The 15392-nt window shown below is 73.5% G+C and carries 19 protein-coding genes and 1 pseudogene; 11 read left to right on the forward strand and 9 right to left on the reverse strand.

From position 1 onward, the window contains the following. A partial coding sequence (locus tag A6Q79_RS11045) for a Sir2 family NAD-dependent protein deacetylase (RefSeq protein ID WP_317698246.1) occupies positions 1–525 on the forward strand: 525 nt, incomplete at its 5' end. A gap of 20 nt (positions 526–545) precedes the next feature. Next, the gene (locus A6Q79_RS11050) at positions 546–1178 is read left to right on the forward strand and encodes a DUF4389 domain-containing protein (RefSeq protein WP_067860984.1); all 633 of its coding nucleotides are present in this window, start codon (positions 546–548) and stop codon (positions 1176–1178) included. On the opposite strand, the gene A6Q79_RS11055 is transcribed toward A6Q79_RS11050, so the two are convergent. From A6Q79_RS11055 to A6Q79_RS11090, 9 genes and pseudogenes are all read right to left on the reverse strand, one after another. Continuing rightward, complete coding sequence (locus tag A6Q79_RS11055; protein WP_289016675.1) at positions 1165–2175, reverse strand: class I mannose-6-phosphate isomerase; 1011 nt, start codon at positions 2173–2175, stop codon at positions 1165–1167. The genes A6Q79_RS11050 and A6Q79_RS11055 overlap by 14 nt on opposite strands. Positions 2176–2179: 4 nt before the next feature. Next, positions 2180–3436, reverse strand: coding sequence for a phosphoglycerate dehydrogenase (gene serA / locus A6Q79_RS11060; protein WP_289016674.1), 1257 nt, complete (start codon positions 3434–3436; stop codon positions 2180–2182). Between the two features lie 164 nt (positions 3437–3600). Continuing rightward, a complete protein-coding gene (locus tag A6Q79_RS11065; protein WP_289016673.1) occupies positions 3601–3936 on the reverse strand; it encodes a hypothetical protein in 336 nt (111 codons plus the stop codon). 2 nt (positions 3937–3938) lie between these two features. After that, positions 3939–4367: a PaaI family thioesterase gene (locus A6Q79_RS11070; RefSeq protein WP_317698253.1), complete on the reverse strand. Its 429-nt coding sequence runs from the start codon at positions 4365–4367 to the stop codon at positions 3939–3941. 22 nt (positions 4368–4389) lie between these two features. After that, positions 4390–5241, reverse strand: coding sequence for a tetratricopeptide repeat protein (locus A6Q79_RS11075; protein WP_289016753.1), 852 nt, complete (start codon positions 5239–5241; stop codon positions 4390–4392). Between the two features lies 1 nt (position 5242). After that, complete coding sequence (locus A6Q79_RS11080) at positions 5243–6481, reverse strand: AAA family ATPase (protein ID WP_289016752.1); 1239 nt, start codon at positions 6479–6481, stop codon at positions 5243–5245. Further along, positions 6478–6639, reverse strand: a complete 162-nt coding sequence (locus A6Q79_RS11085) for a hypothetical protein (protein ID WP_317698259.1) — start codon at positions 6637–6639, stop codon at positions 6478–6480. The genes A6Q79_RS11080 and A6Q79_RS11085 overlap by 4 nt, the downstream gene beginning before the upstream one ends. 206 nt (positions 6640–6845) lie before the next feature. After that, a pseudogene (locus A6Q79_RS18650) lies at positions 6846–7268 on the reverse strand (tetratricopeptide repeat protein); the annotation flags it as partial. Next, complete coding sequence (locus A6Q79_RS11090) at positions 7268–7714, reverse strand: hypothetical protein (protein WP_289016750.1); 447 nt, start codon at positions 7712–7714, stop codon at positions 7268–7270. The pseudogene A6Q79_RS18650 and the gene A6Q79_RS11090, both read right to left, overlap by 1 nt. A gap of 95 nt (positions 7715–7809) precedes the next feature. Here A6Q79_RS11090 and A6Q79_RS11095 point away from each other — a divergent pair, with 95 nt between their 5' ends. From A6Q79_RS11095 to A6Q79_RS11135, 9 genes are all read left to right on the forward strand, one after another. Beyond that, positions 7810–8370: a DUF305 domain-containing protein gene (locus A6Q79_RS11095; protein ID WP_289016749.1), complete on the forward strand. Its 561-nt coding sequence runs from the start codon at positions 7810–7812 to the stop codon at positions 8368–8370. After that, the gene (locus A6Q79_RS11100) at positions 8367–8675 is read left to right on the forward strand and encodes a metal-sensitive transcriptional regulator (RefSeq protein WP_289016748.1); all 309 of its coding nucleotides are present in this window, start codon (positions 8367–8369) and stop codon (positions 8673–8675) included. Before A6Q79_RS11095 ends, A6Q79_RS11100 begins: the two co-directional genes overlap by 4 nt. Before the next feature lie 43 nt (positions 8676–8718). Next, positions 8719–8922 carry a heavy-metal-associated domain-containing protein gene (locus A6Q79_RS11105; protein WP_289016747.1) on the forward strand — a complete coding sequence of 68 codons (204 nt, stop codon included), beginning with the start codon at positions 8719–8721 and terminating at the stop codon, positions 8920–8922. Positions 8923–8932: 10 nt separating this feature from the next. Further along, positions 8933–11149 (forward strand): heavy metal translocating P-type ATPase, encoded by a 2217-nt coding sequence (locus tag A6Q79_RS11110; protein ID WP_317698262.1) that lies wholly within the window; start codon positions 8933–8935, stop codon positions 11147–11149. A 62-nt stretch (positions 11150–11211) separates the two neighbouring features. Continuing rightward, a complete protein-coding gene (locus A6Q79_RS11115; protein ID WP_144433841.1) occupies positions 11212–11730 on the forward strand; it encodes a hypothetical protein in 519 nt (172 codons plus the stop codon). A 34-nt stretch (positions 11731–11764) separates the two neighbouring features. Beyond that, on the forward strand, positions 11765–12319 hold the full coding sequence (locus A6Q79_RS11120; RefSeq protein WP_289016930.1) for a copper resistance CopC family protein: 555 nt from the start codon (positions 11765–11767) through the stop codon (positions 12317–12319). Beyond that, positions 12316–12855 carry a copper chaperone PCu(A)C gene (locus A6Q79_RS11125; RefSeq protein ID WP_289016928.1) on the forward strand — a complete coding sequence of 180 codons (540 nt, stop codon included), beginning with the start codon at positions 12316–12318 and terminating at the stop codon, positions 12853–12855. The genes A6Q79_RS11120 and A6Q79_RS11125 overlap by 4 nt, the downstream gene beginning before the upstream one ends. Continuing rightward, positions 12852–13973: a Dyp-type peroxidase gene (locus A6Q79_RS11130; protein WP_317698267.1), complete on the forward strand. Its 1122-nt coding sequence runs from the start codon at positions 12852–12854 to the stop codon at positions 13971–13973. The genes A6Q79_RS11125 and A6Q79_RS11130 overlap by 4 nt, the downstream gene beginning before the upstream one ends. Before the next feature lie 24 nt (positions 13974–13997). Further along, positions 13998–15392: PepSY-associated TM helix domain-containing protein (locus tag A6Q79_RS11135; RefSeq protein WP_317698269.1), on the forward strand; the 1395-nt coding region annotated here is incomplete at its 3' end.

Here is a 15392-nt window from a genome sequence, read left to right on the forward strand (position 1 = left end):
GAGCCGGTCGTCGCGCTGCCACTGCACGAGCGCGCCGGCCACCGCGACGTCGTCGACCTGCACGGCCGGGTCGACCGGGTGGTCTGCATGGACTGCGGCGACCGCACTCCCCGCGAGGCGGTGCAGGCCCGGCACGACCGGCTCAACCCGGGCTGGAGCGCCCAGACGGTGGTGCACGGACCCGACGGCGACGTGCAGCTCGACGACACGAGCGACTTCGTGGTGGCGCCGTGCCTGGTGTGCGGCGGACGGCTGCGTCCCGACGTCGTGTTCTTCGGCGACTCCGTGCCGAAGCCGCTCGTCGAGCACTGCTTCGAGCTGGTGGCGCGCGCCGACGTCCTGCTCGTGCTGGGCTCGAGCCTGCAGGTCATGAGCGGCCTGCGGTTCGTCCGCCGGGCCGCCGCACTCGGCACCCCGGTGGTGATCGTGAACCGTGGCAACACCCGGGGCGACCACCTGGCGGACCTGAAGCTGGATGCTGGATGTGCTGAGACGCTCGGCGCTCTCGCGGTACCTTTCGCCTGACCTCAGGAAAGGCGACGCCCATGACCACCCTGCCCCCTCAGCCCGCAGCCGCGGCCGGGCCCCCGGCCCCCGCCTACCCGGCAACCCTCACGTTTGCCCTGCCGGAGCGGATCGCCCGCTGGCGGCCGTTCCTGCACTGGATCCTCGCGATCCCGCACTACGTCGTGCTCGGGCTGGTGGGTATCGGCGTGTTCTTCGTGCTGATCGCCGCGTGGTTCTGCGGCGTCGTGCTGGGGAGGGTGCCCGCGCCCCTGCTCGGGTTCCTCGCGATGGCGCTGCGCTACAGCGCGCGGGTCGGGGCGTACGTGTACTTCCTCACCGACCAGTACCCACCGTTCGACCTCTCGGTCGGCACCGCGGACTCCGGGCGCTACCCGCAGGTGCGGTTCGACGTGGTGCCGCAGGTCGACGGGCGCAGCCGGCTCACGATCTTCTTCCGTGCCCTGATGATCATCCCGCACTACGTCGTCCTGTACTTCCTGTCGATCGCGGCGAGCGTGCTGCTGTTCATCGGCTGGTTCGCGGTGGTCTTCACCGCGCGCTGGCCGGAGGGCCTGCGCGACTTCGTGCTCGGCTACCTGCGCTGGAGCCAGCGGGCCTCCGCCTACTACGTCCTGCTGACCGACGAGTACCCGCCGTTCAGCCTCGACTGACGCCGGGGCGGGCGACGAGCACGCGCGCGTCGCCCGCCACCGTCCAGTCCCCCGCCGCGGCAGGCACGGCGAGCACCTCGCCGCGACGCAGCGCCGTCGAGCCGTGGCCGCCGGCCAGCTCCCCGGTGCCGTCGAGCACCACGAGCGCCGCGAAGCCGGCGTCGAGCTCCGCGCCCTCGGTGGCGAGGTCGAGGCGGAAGAACGGGTCCGCCTCGGTGGGCAGCAGCGACGTGAGCGGGCGGGTCGGTCCGTCGAGGTCCGTCCAGGTCGCGACCGAGGCGAGCCGGTCGGGATTCATCGCCTCGTGCCCCAGGGCCTGCATGGCGAGGTCGAACCCGAGGCCGAGGTGCGACTCGTCCCGCGTCGAGGTCGTGACCGACCACTCCAGCAGGATCGAGAAGTCGGTCGGCTCCTGCGCCTCGGCCACGAAGACCCCTGCCCCGATCGCGTGCGGCGTGCCGGCCGGTACCAGGAACGCGTCGCCCCGCCGCACCGGCAGCCGGTGCATGCGCTCGAGCATCCAGGTGCCGTCCTGCTCGTCGCGCGCCCGGGCCACGTCCGCGGGGTCGACGTCGCGGTCCCAGCCGAGGTGCACCGCCGCGCCCGGCTCGGCGTCGAGCACGAGCCAGGCCTCGGTCTTGCCGTAGGGGCAGTCGAGGTGCCTCGCGGCGAACGCGCGGTCGGGGTGCACGTGCACGGGCAGCCGCTGCCCGGCGTCGAGCAGCTTGAGCAGCAGCCCCGTGTCGCCGGGCCAGGCGCCCGGGGTGCCGGTCCAGCCGACCGGGTCGTCGGCCACGAGGTCGCGCAGCACGGAGCCGTCCTCGGTCGAGGACAACCCGAGCGTGGGGTGGCCGTCGCGCGAGACCGTCGCGGCCACCCACTCCTCGGGCTGCCGCGGCGACGTCGTGACCACGCCGCGCAGGTCCGCGATCCGCCGACCACCTCGGTAGAAGTGGTCGATCAGGTTGGGTCGCAGGCGGACCGGCGCGGCGGGCACGAGATCAGCTCAGCAGCCTCAGCCGGACCGTCTCGGGCAGGTCGGCCAGCTCGGTGAGGACCTCCGACGGGACGGCGTCGGCGACGTCGGTGACGACGTAGCCCAGGGGTCCGCGCGTCGAGAGCGACTGCGCCTCGATGTTGACCTCGTGCTCGCCCAGGAGCCCGTTGATCCGCGCGAGGACACCGGGGGCGTTCTCGTGCACGAGCGCCAGACGGCAGCGCGTGTCGTCGGCCGGGAGGTTCATCTCCGGGAAGTTGACGCTCAGCGACGTGCTGCCGAACGCGGCGTAGGAGCGCAGCTTGGAGGCGACGAAGCGGCCGATGTCCTGCTGGGCCTCCTCCGTCGAGCCGCCGACGTGCGGGGTGAGGATGACGTTGGGGATGCCGCGCAGCTCGGACTCGAACGGGTCGCCCTGGCGCTTCGGCTCCACCGGGAACACGTCGAGCGCGGCGCCGGCGATGTGCCCCGACTCCAGGTGCGCGCGCAGGGCGCTCGTGTCGACCGCGATGCCGCGGCTGAGGTTGAGGAAGAGGGCGCGCGGCTTCATGAGACGCATCTGCTCGTCGCCGAACAGGCCGGCGTTGCCCGGGCGGCCGTCGACGTGCAGCGTCACGACGTCGGCCTCGGCGAGCAGCTCCTCCAGCGTCGAGCAGCGCTTCGCGTTGCCGAGGGCGAGCTTGTCGTCGATGTCGAAGAAGATCACCTTGAAGCCGAGCGCCTCGGCCACGACCGACAGCTGGCTGCCGATGTTGCCGTAGCCGACGATGCCGAGCGTGCGGCCGCGCACCTCGTGGCTGCCGGCGGCCGACTTGTTCCAGACGCCGCGGTGCATGTCGGTCGACTTCTCGTGCAGCCGCCGGGCCAGGGAGATGATCTCGGCGATCGCGAGCTCCACGACCGAGCGGGTGTTGGAGTAGGGCGCGTTGAAGACGGCGATGCCCCGCTGCGTCGTGGCCTCGAGGTCGATCTGGTTCGTGCCGATGCAGAACGCACCGATGGCGATCAGGTCAGGAGCGGCGTCGAGCACGCGCGGCGTGATGTAGGTGGTGGAGCGGATGCCCAGCAGGTGCACGCCCTGGATGGCCTCGATCAGCTCGTCCTCGCCGAGCGCGCCGGCGTTGGTCTGCACGTCGTAGCCCTTGCCGCGCAGGAAGTCGCGGCCGTCGGCGTGGATGTTCTCGAGCAGCAGCACCTTCACGTCGGCGTCGTCGAGCGTCGTGGGCGTCTGGGTGGCGAGTGCGTTCACGGTCATCATCATGGGGGATTCCTCCGGTCAGCGTGGTGGGGGCTGACGCGGGGCCCAGGCGAACGGTCCCTTGTCGGGTGCTGCAGTCGATGCGGTGCCGGGCTCCCTGGTGGATGTCCACCTCAACGCCAGTCGCGCCGACGACCCCAGACTACCGGGTCGTGGACGGCCCCCGTTCAGACGACGACCACGGCGAGACGGTCGTCGACCGCGAACTCCTCGTTCACGATCCAGCCGATCTCGAGCGTCACGCGGTCGAGGTCCTGGAGGTCGCGCTGCCACCAGCGGCGCCGCCTCCAGGGCAGGCCCAGGGCCGTGCGGTCGCTGAGCCGCAGGACCCAGGGCGGCTCCAGCGCGTGTCCCAGGTAGGACGTGATCAGGATGCTGCGGGTGCTCTCGTCCCACCGTCCCTCGGGCGGTGCCTGCACGCCCCACCGCGTCGGGTCGAGGAACCGCTCGGTCAGCGCGCGTCCGACGGCGTCGGCCTCGGCCGGGGTCGGCGCGCGGCGCACGGTCAGCCGCTCGTCGTCCCCGTGAAGGCGGCGAGCGCCTCCGGCGGGACGGGCTGGTCGAGGTTGGCCAGGCGCACCTGGCCCTGCGCGACGAGCCTGCCGTCGCTGCCGACGGAGTCGAGGTGCCACAGCTGCTGGGTGCGGCCGCGGTGGATCGGGGTCGCGGTCACGGTGATCGTGTCGCCGAGCTTCGCCTGGCGGATGAAGTCGGTCGAGTTGTTGGTGCCGACCACGACACCCTTCTCGCCGAGCCAGATCTGCGCGGCCACGCTGGCGGTCGACTCGTGGACGGCGCAGTAGATGCCGCCGTGCGGGATGCCGAAGGGTTGCAGGTGCCTCTCGGTGATCGTGAAGCGCACGACCACCTTGTCTGCCGTCAGCTCGACGTGCTCCACGCCGAGCACACCGTCGAGTCCGGGAAGGTCGCTCATGGGGCGAGCCTAGACCTCGGCCTCAGTCGAGGACCCAGACGGCGACGGCGTGGGCGACGGCCAGCCACACCACCAGCAGCAGGGTCAGTGCCAGCATCGCCCCGCCGACCACCGCGTCGCCGACGACGAAGACCCGCGCCGACACCCACAGCAGGACGAAGCAGCCGGCGGCGGCCCAGCCCGGGTGCACGCGCAACGCGGGGAGCAGGAGACGCCCGGGGTAGCGGTCCAGCGCGCCCGCCTGGCGCGCCCGGGCGACGGTGGACCGGGAGCCGAAGTCGTCCAGGGCGGCGCGACGCAGGTGGCCGACACCCGCCACGTCGCCCGACCGTGCCGTCAGCTCCCCGAGCAGCGCGCGGGCCTGCGGGTCGGCAGGGTCCACCTCGAGCGCCTCGAGGACGTGTCGCCGGGCGTCCTCGCGACGTCCGAACTCGAGGTGCCAGTGGGCGCGGAGCAGGGCGACCCGCGCCGACCCGGGCGCGAGCGCGGCGAACGCCTCGATCGCCCGCTGCGACTCCTCGCGGAACCGGCGGGCGACGAGGTTGGCCGCGAGCTGCGCGCGGACGGCGACGTCCTCCGGAGCGTCGGCCACCGCCGAGGCGAGCACGTCGGCGGCCTCCTTCAGACGCCCGGCGCCCGTGAGCGCGTGCGCCAACACGCGACGCAGCTCGACCGACCCGGGATCCTGCGCGAGACCGGACCTCGCCACGGCCTCGGCGTCGGGCCAGCGCTCGAGGCCGGAGAGCCCCCACGCCCGCAGCAGCTGCACCTGCGGGTCGGTCAGGTCGGCACCGTCGAGGACCTCCAGGCAGCGGTCGGGGCGGTCGGTCTGCAACCAGTGCCAGGCGAGGGCGAGGGTGCGCTCGTCGTCCATGTCAGCGACCCGTGAGCCGCCGCCGCACGGCACGCTGGCCGAGGTAGGACTCGACGTCCGCCCACTGACCACTCGCGTTGGAGAACTCGACGTAGTCACGCGCCCGCGCCAGCCAGTCCAGCGCCGACGGGGTGACCTGCCTCAGCGCCGACGTCAGGTGCTGCTGGCCGACGGGGATCTCCTCGCCGGTGTCGAGCACGGTCTCGATCACGTCGTCCAGGGCACGCTCGACGGTGGCGCGCAGGTCGGCACCGGTGAACAGCTCGCTGGCCCGCGCGAGCGCACGCAGGTCCACGCCGGACGTCTCCACGCCCCGCAGCCTGACGTCGAGGATCGCCTCGCGGGCCGCCTCGTCGGGCGGCGGGACGAAGACGCGACGGTCGAAGCGGCCGGGTCGCAGCAGCGCGCTGTCCACGTCCCAGGGGGCGTTGCTCGCGGCCAGCACCAGCAGGCCCTCGGTCGAGCGTCCGACGCCGTCGAGCTCCTGCAGGAGGGCGTTGGTGAGCCGGCGGCCCATCTCGCCCTGCGCCCGTTGACGGGCGTACCCGATCGCGTCGATCTCGTCGATGAACACGACCGCGGGCCGCAGGTCGCGCGCCTGCGCGAAGATCTCGGACACGTTCAGCTCGGCCTGGCCCTGGAACGGCGACACGACGTCGTCGATGCCGACCGAGAAGAACGGGAGACCGCACTCCCCGGCGATCGCCCGGGCGAGCAGCGTCTTCCCGCACCCCGGAGGCCCGTAGAGGAGCACGCCGCCACCGGCGCTGCGGTTGTACTTCGCGTACAGCTCGGGCCGGACGAACGGCAGGATGATCATCCGGTGCAGCAGCTTCTTGACGTCGTCCATGCCACCGACCTCGGCGAAGGTCAGGCCGACCTCCTCCGCCAGGCTCGGCGCCGTGTCGGGGCCGGCGTCCAGCGCGACGCCACGTCGTGCGATCGCCTGCTGCAGCGACGCCTCCAGCTCGGCCAGGCCCTCGACCAGGCCGCCACCGCGGGCCACCTCCAGCGCGCCGCGGACCACGTCGAGCCGGTCGACGTCGAGGGCGCGCCGGGTCAGCACGAGGGCGTCCTCGGGTCCGAGGTCGCCGGCCGCCAGGAGGCCGGCCTGCAGGGTGACCGCCTCGTCGATCCGTCCGGCGTCGACGAGCAGGTCGGCGAGGAGCCCCACCAGCGCGACGTTGGTCGGGTCGGCGGCGACGGCGGCCTGCAGCGCGTCGATCCTCGGGTCGGTCATCGGTTCCTCCTGCTGGCAGCACGACTGACGAGCACGGCGATCCAGAACCATGCGACGAAGACCAGGAAGGCCGCGAGGAGCACCGCACCGGCCGCCTGTGTGGGACGGTAGCCGAGCAGGAGAGCGGCGGCCAGGACGATACCGAGCTGGGCAGGCACGACCGCCGCATCGGGGAGTCGTCGGACATGTTGCTGAGCGCAGCACTGCGCAGACGAGGTGCCGCCTGCCTGCTGAGGCCACGCTCGTGCTCCAACGCGCCCAGCAGCCACAGGGCGTCCGCGCGGGTGGGGTCCTGGGCCAGCACCCCGCGGACCGCCTCGACGGCGTCCGCGTCGCGCCGCCGGACCATCAGCAGGCGTGCCCGGACCATCTCGACCTCGGGCGAGCCGGGCGCCTCCACGGCGGCGCGCCTGAGCACCCGCTCGGCCTCGTCGGGATGTCCGTGGCGCAGGAGCAGCGACGCGTAGCCGGTCAGCAGGACGACGTTGCGGGGCTGCGCCTCGAGGCACGCGAGGAGGAGGCGTTCGGCCTGCGCGACGTCGCCCAGCTGCTCGACGGCGACGGCGCGCTGGAAGCGCAGCTCGAGGTCGTCCGGGGCGAGGGCCAGACCACGGGACGTCGCGTCGACGCACTCCTGCCACCGCTCGAGCTGGCGCAGCGCCATGGCCTGCAGGGCGAGACCGCGCGGATCCGGTTCGGCACCCCCCTGCCCGAGCTCCTCCAGGCACCGCTCGGGGCGCCCGACCTCGAGCCAGTGCTCGGCGCGCGCCAGCGCGGAGTCGCTCATCACATGGTGTCCCGGATGCCCGGGACGGACAGACCGATCACCACCGACGCCAGGAGGCCGGCGATCGTCGCCGCCACGCCGACTCCCCAGAACGACGCCACGTCGTCACCGCGGGCCTGCCAGGCGCGGAACGGCCGCAGCAGCAGCGGTAGCTGGCCGGCGAAGGCGGCCAGCCCGCCCACGCGGAACGACACGGCGTTGCTGAGCGTCGTCCCGAGCGCGAGCGCGACACCGATCGCCACCCCGACGACCCCGATCCCGACGACGGCCGCCTGGACGGCAGGCGACACCCGCAGCCGGCGCGCGATCGCCAGCATGCCGAGCGTCGTGCCGACGCTGCCGCCGATGATGGCCGGGAACACCCCGGAGAACACGTTGTAGGACGGCTCGACCGGCTGGTAGTCCTGCAGGACCGGGCGGAACGGACCATCGACGGCGTCGGACATGCGCACATTCCACCACGCCGCTCGCTCGGGTCCGGGACGTTTCCCTCAAACGCCTGAGACTTGAAACCCGTACCCCCTAGGGGTATACAGGAGGCATGAACCGACGCCTGCTCGCCGCCGTCCTGGCCGCCTCGGCCCTCCTGCTCGCCGGGTGCGGCTCGCCCAACACCAGCGACGAGGGCCACGACGGCGCCGACGTGACGTTCGCGCAGCAGATGATCCCCCACCACGAGCAGGCCGTGGAGATGAGCGACCTCGCGCTCGAGCCCGCCCGCGGCGCCTCCGCCGACGTCACCGACCTCGCCACCCGCATCCGTGCCGCCCAGAAGCCGGAGATCGAGGAGCTGACCGGCTTCCTCGAGGGCTGGGGCGAGGACGTGCCGAGCGGCCACGGAGACCCCGGCGGGCACGGAGGCGCCGGCCACTCGATGACCGGGATGATGAGCGAGGACCAGATGGACCGGCTCGCAGACTCCAACGGCGCGACCTTCGACCGGCTCTGGCTCGAGATGATGGTCGAGCACCACGAGGGTGCCGTCGAGATGGCCCGGACCGAGATCGCCGACGGCCAGGACTCGCGGGCCAAGGCGCTCGCACGCGCCATCATCGACGCGCAGACCGCCGAGATCACCCAGATGAAGGGACTCCTCGGATGAGCACCGCGCACGAGCACCCCGAGGCACCCGGGTACTCCGACGACAAGAAGGCGGTCCTCGCGCGACTGCGACGCATCGAGGGCCAGGTCCGCGGCCTCACCCGCATGGTCGAGGACGACACCTACTGCATCGACGTGCTCACCCAGGTGAGCGCGACCACCAAGGCGCTCGAGGCGGTGGCACTCAAGCTGCTCGACGAGCACCTCGCCCACTGCGTCGTCAACGCGGCACGCGCGGGCGGGCCCGAGGCGGACGCGAAGGTCAAGGAGGCCTCCGACGCCATCGCTCGGCTCGTCCGCTCCTGAACCGCCCCGAACCCAGCCGACCCCGTCCCGAGAGGGGACCAGCATGACCACCACCTACGACGTCACCGGCATGACCTGCGCCCACTGCGTCGCTGCCGTCACCGAGGAGCTCAGCGCCCTCGACGGCGTCACCGACGTCAGCGTCGACCTCGTCGCCGGCGGCACCTCCCACGTCACCGTCACCGGCGACACCTCGTCCGACGCGGTCCGCGAGGCCGTCGCCGAGGCGGGGTACGCCCTGGCCTGAGGAGGCCACCGTGAGCACCCACGACACCGAGCACGACACCGGCCACGACATCGGCCTGGAGACCGTCCGGCTCGACGTGCACGGCATGAGCTGCACCGCCTGCGCGGCGCGCATCGAGAAGCGCCTCAACCGGCTCGACGGCGTGGAGGCGAGCGTCAACTACGCCACCGAGAAGGCGACCGTGCGCGTGCCGGAGGGCACCGACCACCAGCTGCTGCTCGACACCGTCGCCGCCACCGGCTACTCCGCGACGCTGCCGCACGAGCACCACGGCGGGGCGCACGACCACCCGGACGGTCCTCACGGTGGCGGTCTCCATGGAGCGGCGTCCATGCGTCGACGTGCACTCGTCTCCGGCGTGCTGAGCCTCCCGGTCCTCGTGCTGTCGATGGTGCCGGCCACCCAGCTTCCAGGCTGGCAGTGGCTGGCGCTCGCGCTGGCCACCCCCGTCGTCACCTGGGGCGCCTGGCCGTTCCACCGTGCCGCCGCCACGAACCTGCGCCACGGTGCCGCCACGATGGACACCCTGGTGTCGGTCGGCGTCGGCGCGGCGTACCTGTGGTCGCTGTGGGCCCTCCTCCTCGGCGGGGCCGGCGAGATCGGCATGCGCATGGAATGGACGCTGACGGGCGGCGGCCCCCACGAGATCTACCTCGAGGTCGCGACCGTCGTGACCACGTTCGTGCTCCTCGGCCACTACCTCGAGGCCAACGCGAAGCGTCAGTCGAGCGCCGCGCTGCGCGCGCTCCTCGACCTCGGCGCGAAGGACGTCGCCGTGCTGCGCGACGGGCGGGAGACGCGCGTCCCGGTCGACGACGTGCGCGTCGGCGACCACTTCGTCGTCCGGCCGGGCGAGACGATCGCCACCGACGGCGAGGTGGTCGAGGGGGCGTCGGCCGTCGACGAGTCGATGCTGACGGGCGAGTCCGTGCCCGTGGAGGTCGACGAGGGCCGCGGGGTCACCGGCGCCACCGTGAACGTCGGCGGACGGCTCGTCGTCCGCGCCACCGCGGTGGGCGCCGACACTCGGCTCGCGCAGATGGCGCGACTGGTCGAGGAGGCGCAGGAGGGCAAGGCGGAGGTGCAGCGGCTCGCCGACCGCGTCGCCGCCTGGTTCGTGCCCGCCGTGATCGCCCTGGCCGTGGTCACGTTCCTCGGCTGGACGCTGCTCGGCGGCACCGTGACGCAGGCGTTCGTCGCCTCCGTGGCCGTGCTCATCATCGCCTGCCCCTGCGCGCTCGGCCTCGCGACGCCGACCGCCCTCATGGTCGGCACCGGCCGCGGTGCGCAGCTGGGCGTCCTCATCAAGGGTCCCCAGGTGCTCGAGTCGACCCGCCGCGTCGACACCGTCGTCCTCGACAAGACCGGCACCGTCACCACGGGCGAGATGCGCGTCGTCGACGTGCGCCCCGCCGCCGGCGTCGACGTCGGGCGGCTGCGCGCGCTCGCGGCCGGCGTCGAGCACGCGTCGGAGCACCCGGTGGCCCGCGCCGTCGCCGCCCTCGTCGACCAGCCCCTGCCCGTGCACGACTTCGCCAACCACCCCGGCCAGGGCGTGAGCGGCGTCGTCGACGGCAGCCGTGTGCGTGCCGGACGCGCGTCGTGGCTCGGGCACGACGCCGAGCCCACCGACGTCGTCGGCACGACGATCGTCGTGGAGGCCGACGGCCGGCTCGTCGGCACCGTGACCGTGGCCGACACCGTGAGGCCGACGTCGCGGCAGGCGGTCGCCGACCTGCGCGACCTCGGGCTCGAGCCGGTGCTGCTGACCGGCGACGCACGCCGCGTCGCCGACGCCGTGGCCGCCGAGGTCGGGATCGAGCACGTCGAGGCCGAGGTGACCCCCGACGACAAGCTGCGCACCGTCCAGCGGCTCCAGGCCGAGGGTCGCGTGGTGGCCATGGTCGGCGACGGCGTGAACGACGCCGCAGCCCTCGCCGCCGCCGACCTCGGCATCGCGATGGGCACCGGCACCGACGTCGCGATCGCCGCCTCGGACCTGACGCTCGTCTCCGGCGACCTGTCGGCGGCCGTCGTCGCGGTGCGGCTGTCGCGGGCGACCCTGCGCACCATCCGGACCAACCTGCTGTGGGCGTTCGGCTACAACGTCGCCGCCCTGCCCCTCGCCGTCGCCGGCCTGCTGAACCCGATGATCGCCGGCGTCGCGATGGCGGCCAGCAGCGTGCTCGTGGTGACCAACAGCCTGCGCCTGCGCCGCTTCGACTGACGTCGCGGTCAGCCGGGCCACGACCCTCGCTCGTCTACGACGGCGCGTAGTACCGTGTGCCGGTGAGCGCAGACCGCCGCCTGACCTCGGGCCACGCCCGCACGGTCCGTGCTGCGTTCGTCGGCGCGCTCACCACGGGGCTCGGCGTCGGCGCCCACGAGGCCGCCGGAGGCGCTGCGCCCTCCCTGGGTGCGCTGGGCGCGATCACCGTGGGCGTCGGCGCGCTCGCCTGGATGCTGAGCGGCCAGCGCTGGACCCCGCGGACCCTCCTTGCGGCGTTCCTGCTCACGCAGGGCGCCGTCCACGGCGTGTCGATGGCGCAGCACCCCGTCATGGGTGGCGACGGCGCCCTCATGCTGCTCACCCACGGCCTGGCCGCCGCGCTCCTCGTGGCCGTGGTCCCGCGCGCCGAGCACGCGCTGCTGTCGATCCTCGACCATCTCGCCCTGCGGGCGCTGCGGATCCTGCGCGTCCTCGCGCCCACACCGCGCCCCGACCTCCTCGTCTCCACCCCGTCGTCGCTGCACGGCGTCGCGCGCCTCGCGCTGCCTCTCGGAAGGGCACCCCCGGCATCGGTCTGACCACCGATCCACCCCCTTCCCGGAAGAGACACCCATGCACCCGACCCTCCGGGGTCGGTCCGTGCTGCTGTGCCTGCTCACCGGCCTGCTCGTGCTGCTGCCCGGGCTCGCCGCGTCGGCGCACAGCGCACTGATCGGCTCCAACCCCCAGACCGGCTCGACCGTCCAGGCCCTGCCGGAGCAGCTCGAGCTGCGCTTCAACGAACCCGTCAGCGACATCAGCCCCGCCATGGTGCTGCGCCGCGACGGCGACACCGTGGCCACGCTGAGGCCTCGCGCCGACGGCACCCGGCTCCTGGCCGACGCACCCGGCACCACGCTGCCCGACGGCCGCTACACGCTCGTCTGGCGCGTCGTGTCGGCCGACGGACACCCGATCGACGGCGTCGTCGCCTTCACCCTCGGCGACGGTCGGGCCCCGTCCAGCGCCGCACCCACCCAGCGCACGGCGACCGACGTCTCCTCGACGTCGCGCTACGGCGCGTACGCGCTGGGCGGCCTCGCTGCCCTCGTGCTGCTCGCCGCCGTCGTCGTTCTCGTGCGCCGCTCCCGCACCACCCCGACCTCCGACAAGGACCACACCCGATGAAGCGACTCACCACCCTCCTGCTCGTCACCGTCACCGCCGTCGGCCTGACCGCCTGCGGCTCCTCGACCGATGCCGCGCCCGCCACCGAGGCGTCGACCGTGTCGGTGCAGGACCCCTGGGTCAAGGCGGCCGACTCCGGCATGACCGCCGCGTTCGGCACCTTCCGCAACGCCGCAGACCGCGACGTCACGATCGTCTCCGCCACGACCGACGGCGTGGCGGGCCGTGTCGAGCTGCACGAGATGGCCACCGACGAGGACGGCCAGATGGTCATGCGCCAGAAGAAGGGCGGCATCGTCGTGCCCGCCGGGAAGACGCACACGCTCGAGCCCGGCGGCGACCACATCATGCTCATGGACCTCACCCGACCGGTCGAGCCCGGACAGGACGTGCGCGTGACGATCCGGTTCTCCGACGACTCGACCATGTCGTTCACGGCCCCCGCGCGGTCCTTCTCCGGCGCCGAGGAGGACTACGAGGGCGGCACCGGTCACGGGGACACCGGCGAGCACGCGGACCACGGCGACCATGGGTGAGCCGCGTCGCGGACTCTCGCGGGGCCCACGAACCACCCGCCGCCGACCCCGGCCTGCGGACCGTCCCGTTCCGCGGGACCCACCAGGCCGGGGTCGTCACGCCCCCGCAGGACCACGGCGTGCTCGTCGCCTACGACCTGCTCGACGGTGTCGACGCCGACGCGCTCCGCCGGCTGTTCGCCATCTGGACCGACGACGTGGAGCGTCTGACGGCCGGTCGCGCGGGGCTCGCCGACACCGAGCCCGAGCTGGCGCTGCGCCCGTCCGGGCTCACGGTCACGCTCGCCGTAGGGCCGGGAGCGGTGGAGGCCGCCGGCGTCGACGTGCCGTCGTGGCTCGGCCCCCTGCCGGACTTCAGCGTCGACCGCCTCGAGGACCGCTGGAGCGGGGGCGACCTGCTGCTGCAGATCTGCTCCGACGACGAGCTCGTCGTCTCGCACGCCCTCCGTCTGCTCACGAAGGAGGCGCGCACGTTCACGACCGTCCGGTGGGTGCAGCGTGGCTTCCGCGGCCCGGTCGGGCGTGACCGCAGGCCACGCAACCTCATGGGCCAGGTCGACGGGACGGCCAACCCGCAGCCTGTCGACCACGACGCGCTCGTGTGGCGCAGTGCCACCACCGCGCCCGAGGGCCCCGCCTGGCTCGACGGCGGCACGACCATGGTGGTCCGGCGCATCCGCATGGAGCTCGACACCTGGGACGAGATCGACCGGACCGCGCGCGAGCGCACGATCGGGCGCCGGCTCGACGACGGTCGGCCGCTCACCGGCGGACGGCTCGAGGACGACCCCGACCTCGACGCGGTCGACGCCAACGGGCTGGAGGTCATCGACCCCTTCGCCCACGTCCGCCGGGCCAGGACGGACGACCGTCGCCAGCGCATCCTGCGGCGGCCTTACAACTACGACGACCCGCCGCCACCGGGCGAGCTGACCGACGCGGGCCTCGTCTTCGTGTCCTTCCAGGCCGACCTCGAGGCGCAGTTCGTGCCCCTCCAGCGTCGGCTCGCCGAGCTCGACCTGCTCAACCAGTGGACCACCCCGATCGGCTCGGCCGTGTTCGCGGTGCTGCCCGGCGCACGCCGCGGCGAGCAGCTCGGCCAGTCCCTCCTCACCTGACCTCCTCTCCTGCGAAGGACCACCATGACCTCCACCACCGACGCCCGACCGGGCGTCTGGGCGCAGCTCAAGCCCCTCGTGCTGCGCCTGCACTTCTACGCCGGCGTCCTCGTCGCGCCGTTCATCCTCGTCGCCGCCGTGACCGGGCTGGTCTACACCGCGGCACCGCAGATCGAACGCGCCGTCTACGCCGACGAGCTCACCGTCGAGCCTCGCGGTGCGCAGCTGCCGCTCTCCGAGCAGTTCGCGGTCGCCCGCGAGGCGCACCCCGACGGGACCCTCGTCGAGATCCGGCCGCCCGCGACCCCCGACAGCAGCACCCGGGTCGTGTTCACCGACGCCGACGTGCCCGAGAACTCCTACCGCGCCGTCATGGTCGACCCCTACACCGGCGAGGTGCTCGGCCAGGAGCGCCAGTACGGCCAGTGGCTGGGCGTGCGCGCCTGGCTCAACGAGCTGCACAGCAACCTGCACCTCGGCACGGTCGGGCGCTACTACAGCGAGCTCGCCGCCAGCTGGCTCTGGGTCGTCGTGCTGGGTGGCCTCGCGCTCTGGTTCACCAAGCGGCGCACCGACCGTCGGGCACGCAGGCTCCTGCTGCCGGAGCAGTCGGCGACGGGACGCCGCCGCACCCTGTCGTGGCACGCGACCCTCGGCGTCTGGCTGGCTGTCGGTGCGCTGTTCCTGTCGGCCACCGGGCTCACGTGGTCGCGCTTCGCCGGCGAGCACGTGGCCGAGGTGCGCACGGCGCTCTCGTGGACAGGCACGACGCTGACGACGTCGCTGGACGGCGACGACGCCGGGTCGTCGGGCCACGGCGGGCACGGGTCCCACGGTGGGCACGGGGCGTCCGGTGCGGGCACCTCAGACGACGTCGTGAGCCGCGGCGTCGGGGTCGACGGGGTGCTGGCAGCGGCGCGCGCGTCGGGGCTGCAGGACCCGCTCCTGCTCACCGCCCCCGTCGACGACGCGTCGGCGTGGACCGTCGCCGAGAAGAAGCGCAGCGCGCCCACGCGGCTCGACTCGGTGGCTGTCGACCCGCGTGACGGGTCGGTCGTCGACGAGATCCGCTTCGCCGACGAGCCGCTCGCGGCCAAGCTCACCCGCTGGACGATCGACGCCCACGTCGGCGTCCTGTTCGGGCTGCTCAACCAGCTGGTGCTCGCGGCGGTCGCGCTCGGCCTGATCGCCGTGACGCTGCTCGGCTACCGGTCGTGGTGGCAGCGTCGTCCCACGCGCGGCACGGCCCGGGTCGGGCGTGCGCCGGGGCGCGGCACGTGGCGTCGCCTCTCGCCCGGCGTGCTCGTCGGCGTCGTCGGGGTGACGCTCGCGGTCGGGTGGTTCGTGCCGCTGCTGGGTGTCTCGCTGGCGGTGTTCCTCCTCCTCGACCTGGCGCTGGCCGCCCGGGCTCGTCGGTCC

This window comes from Aeromicrobium sp. REDSEA-S32_B7, assembly GCF_001626145.1.
Lineage (GTDB): Bacteria > Actinomycetota > Actinomycetes > Propionibacteriales > Nocardioidaceae > Aeromicrobium > Aeromicrobium erythreum.

Bases quoted from the DNA above. Each gene is read 5' to 3' on its own strand.
- A6Q79_RS11050 (WP_067860984.1), top strand. From the start codon at position 546: ATGACCACCCTGCCCCCTCAGCCCGCAGCCGCGGCCGGGCCCCCGGCC.
- serA (WP_289016674.1), bottom strand. From the start codon at position 3,436: ATGATGATGACCGTGAACGCACTCGCCACCCAGACGCCCACGACGCTC.
- A6Q79_RS11070 (WP_317698253.1), bottom strand. From the start codon at position 4,367: ATGAGCGACCTTCCCGGACTCGACGGTGTGCTCGGCGTGGAGCACGTC.
- A6Q79_RS11075 (WP_289016753.1), bottom strand. From the start codon at position 5,241: ATGGACGACGAGCGCACCCTCGCCCTCGCCTGGCACTGGTTGCAGACC.
- A6Q79_RS11080 (WP_289016752.1), bottom strand. From the start codon at position 6,481: ATGACCGACCCGAGGATCGACGCGCTGCAGGCCGCCGTCGCCGCCGAC.
- A6Q79_RS11090 (WP_289016750.1), bottom strand. From the start codon at position 7,714: ATGTCCGACGCCGTCGATGGTCCGTTCCGCCCGGTCCTGCAGGACTAC.
- A6Q79_RS11095 (WP_289016749.1), top strand. From the start codon at position 7,810: ATGAACCGACGCCTGCTCGCCGCCGTCCTGGCCGCCTCGGCCCTCCTG.
- A6Q79_RS11100 (WP_289016748.1), top strand. From the start codon at position 8,367: ATGAGCACCGCGCACGAGCACCCCGAGGCACCCGGGTACTCCGACGAC.
- A6Q79_RS11105 (WP_289016747.1), top strand. From the start codon at position 8,719: ATGACCACCACCTACGACGTCACCGGCATGACCTGCGCCCACTGCGTC.
- A6Q79_RS11120 (WP_289016930.1), top strand. From the start codon at position 11,765: ATGCACCCGACCCTCCGGGGTCGGTCCGTGCTGCTGTGCCTGCTCACC.
- A6Q79_RS11125 (WP_289016928.1), top strand. From the start codon at position 12,316: ATGAAGCGACTCACCACCCTCCTGCTCGTCACCGTCACCGCCGTCGGC.